The organism is Bacteroides sp. 1001302B_160321_D4 (genome assembly GCF_015667765.1).
Classification (GTDB): Bacteria; Bacteroidota; Bacteroidia; order Bacteroidales; family Bacteroidaceae; genus Bacteroides; species Bacteroides xylanisolvens.
The window spans coordinates 1-3,598 of sequence record NZ_JADPLO010000134.1; the positions used below are offsets into that span (position 1 = coordinate 1).

At 39.3% G+C, this 3,598-nt stretch carries 2 protein-coding genes; both read left to right on the forward strand.

Annotated features, from left to right (window positions below; translation table 11 throughout):
• Nucleotides 1–42 precede the first annotated feature (42 nt).
• Nucleotides 43–3,051: a hypothetical protein gene (locus KFO40_RS25355; protein ID WP_211146929.1), complete on the forward strand. Its 3,009-nt coding sequence runs from the start codon at nt 43–45 to the stop codon at nt 3,049–3,051.
• A 449-nt stretch (nt 3,052–3,500) separates the two neighbouring features.
• Nucleotides 3,501–3,598: AAA family ATPase (locus tag KFO40_RS25360; RefSeq protein ID WP_211146930.1), on the forward strand; the 98-nt coding region annotated here is incomplete at its 3' end.

Consider the following 3,598-nt stretch of genomic DNA (forward strand, 5'->3'; position numbering starts at 1 on the left):
TAGTGTTTAATAATATATTATTAATGTAATTTTTAAGTAGTTATGAAGAAAAATTTTGTTAGGGTAATGCTTTTCGGAGCGTTGACGCTTGCAGTCAGTACAACTGTAACGAGTTGTAAGGATTACGATGACGACATTAAAGGCTTGCAGGAGCAGGTCGATAATATTAAATCAACCAATCCTGTAAGCACAGAAGACATGAAAGCTGCTGTTGAGGAAGCGACAAAAGCTTTGGAAAAAAAGGTTAGTGATTTGAAGGCCGTGGTGGATGGTAAGGTTACTACCACTGATTTGGAAGCAAAGATTAAAGAGTTGGAGAAAGCGTTGGCAGCAGGAGACAAGACTGTAGCCGATGATTTGATAGCAGCTAAGAATGAACTTCAGTTAGCGATAGATGGAAAAGCCAGTCAGAGCACCGTTGATGCTATGAATGAAGATATTAAAAAGCTGAATGCAATGAAGACCACTCTTCAAGCTTTGATTGACGCTGAAAATAAATTTAAAGCTGATCCTACTGATTTGAGCGGCTTCGAAAACACTAGCTTTGACAAGTTTATCAATCAAAGCATCCTCAATGCATTGAAAGATGAGGGTGACAATAAAGGGGAAATTGCTGCCTATGTAATCAAAACTGTACAAGACGGTGTTGCTTCGAATGGTAAAGCATTAAATGACCACATCGAAGGGCTTGGAATCACAGGTGTAACAAGTCTGACGGATTTTGTAGATAAAATCTATAATGAAATCTTTAAAGAGGACGGCGTTATCAAATCTAAATTGGATGATTTGGATGAACTGTTGCAGGCTATTAATGCATACGTAGGTAGTGGTGAAGGTCAGCTTGCAGACTATCAAACTATTATCGACGAAATTATGGCAACAAGAGATGCTGTGACGGCACTTGCTCTTCCCGAAGGCAAGAACTTGACACAGGCTGTACAGGACATTATTGCTACTGAACTAGGAGATGCAAAGGCCACATTAGGTAAGTTGCAAACAGAATTGAAAGCAGAAATCACTGCCCTGAAAGGTATGATTCAGAGTATCGTATATGTGCCGGAATCAGCAGACAGAATAATAGAATTTACATCATTGAAAGTCGCTGAAACATCTCAATATACTACGGGGATTAGTTCTGCTCAAACCTGGCACGAAGTAGGTAATACCCTTGAAAAGAAAGTAAGATTCCGTGTATCTCCGGCTTCAGCAGTTGCAGAGCTGACTAAAGCGGATAGTAAATATACAATTACTACAGATGCTCAAGTGTTGACTCGTGCCGCTGGTGTATTCACGGTAGGTGCTGTAAAAGCAGTAGCTAATGAACCTAATTTGATAGAGGTGACTTTGAAAAAAGCAAGCGCTATCGAAGACAAAGGGTTTGCCGTAGCTCTGACTGTGATAGGTAAGGATGATAAAACAGAATATTCAGATATCTCTTCTGATTATTTTGCAATGACTCAACAGACACTTCATATCAATAAGATTGATTATAAATGGGCAGGTGGTACTGAACCGAACAGCCTTATAAAAGAAAACGCAGATGACAAGATTGACTATGCGGCAGGAAGTGCTTATGTGTTTACTGTAACTCCAGACGCTGACGGAACATCTACTAATGAAGTAGAGAAAACAGTAGACGAACTGGGTATTGACTTGTCTAAGTTTAAAGTTACCTATGCTAAATCTGGAGCGAATGAAGCTAAATTCACTTTAACAGAAGGTGTTTTAAAAGCTAATACAGATGCAGCGGTTGGTGATGTATGTCAGGTAACTCCTACTATTACAGTTACTCGTGATGGCGGAACAACAGACTTAAAAGGTACTGCCTATGCTCAAGTTACTCTAACAAGTAAGGGTGCTCCTGTAGCTCTCACATTCGATAAACTGAAATGGAACAGTGCTGCAAAGGTATACACGCTTACAGCCGATGGTACCGGTGCCGATAATCTGGCTGGTTTGACTGCTATTTTAACAGCACTTGGTACAACAGGGGCACCTGCTTCAAATTTGAGTGGTGCTACCAGTGTGTCTGATCCTGCTGATAACGCTGTAACACCTTGCATGATACTGGAAAGTAATGCCGTTAAAATCAAAGTGCCCGCAAATTATGTGACAACTAGTGAAAATGGCATCGATAAAGTATCTGTAATCCTGACAAAGGATAACAAGACTGTAACAGTTAGTGCCGATATTAAGGTCAGCGCAACTGCAGCTAGTGAACTCGTTTGGGATTGGAACTCATTGAACTCTACTCCGGGTCAGGAAATGATGATTATGTCACGTGAAGGTGGTGATAACGTGTCATCTGTGAAATTAACAAGAAACTTGACACAGGCTTATGAGGCTTCAGTCTTTACAGATCTTAACAAGAGAAAAACTGCCGGTGAGATTGTTATTGCACCTGCAATTTCTCCGGCAGGTATAGGAAGTGTAGATGGTTCTTCCTACGTTTATACTATTACTGCTGGTACTGTTGACTATTCTTATAAGAAAGAAGGTAAAGCAAATCCGATTTCAGTGACATTTGGTGTGACATCTAATGGTAAATCAATTGCTCCTGCTGATAACAAGAATGTAGTAAATATGCTTATGCCTGTTGATGAATTGAATGGTACATTAACTCTTCCGAAGATTCGTCTTAAAGAAACTTCAACTAAGGCTGATGAAATAGAATTATCAAAAGCTTTCAATCCAGCGGCTGAAAGTGAAAAGAATGGTTACAATTTCACTTGGAAAGACTCGAGAGGTAAAGAAATGTGGCCGACTAACGCTAGTGGTCAATTTAATGTTTCTGATGCTAAAGCTGCCCTTAAATTATACGGCCTGTCTATCAGTTTCGAACCGAAATCTGCGGATGACTTCAAGAAGTATTTTGATGTTGATGAATTGAAGGATAACGGTAAAGTGAAACTGAATACTGCTACTGCTGCACAGGAAATTATTGGTAGTGACATCTCGGCAGTAGTTGTTTTGAAAGCAACTTCTAAATGGGGAGATGTAGCCGGTGATGGAACAGAGTTTACAGTGACCTTTAAGAAAGGTGCTAAATAATAGAGATTGAAAATAAACCCTTCTTCACCTATGTGTGAAAAAGATATTTTTTACCCCAGAACAAAGCGAAGGACACAGCTTGTGAAAGTCCATCCTTCTATCTTTGTTCTTCTATTAGAAAAGGGATGCCTCCCCACATTTCCCACTGGCATCCCTTTTATCTTTACTCTTGGAACGTCTTTTTTTTGTTGTACTAGAATCAATTGCTAGTCGCCCATTTCCCTATAGGTAAAGGAGACGTCTCCAAGATACAGAAAGCCCGAGCTTGCGAAAGTCCGGGCTTTTCGTAATTTTGTGCAGTCATCATCCCCTTATTTTATCGTTCCTAAGTTTCCGGGGAAATGTGCAGAATGAATTATTGAAAAGAATCTTTTAACCTGCCATGACAAAGAGCTCTATTAAAAATATATATCTTTGCAAGAAAGGCATTGATTAATAAAAAAAAAAATATGAACCATAAAATTTATCCGATCGGTATTCAGAATTTTGAAAGCCTTCGTCAGGATGGCTATTTTTATATTGATAAAACGGCATTGATGTATCAAAT

What these genes read in the sequence shown, in the direction of transcription:
- KFO40_RS25355 (WP_211146929.1), top strand. Translation starts at nt 43, where the DNA reads ATGAAGAAAAATTTTGTTAGGGTAATGCTTTTCGGAGCGTTGACGCTT.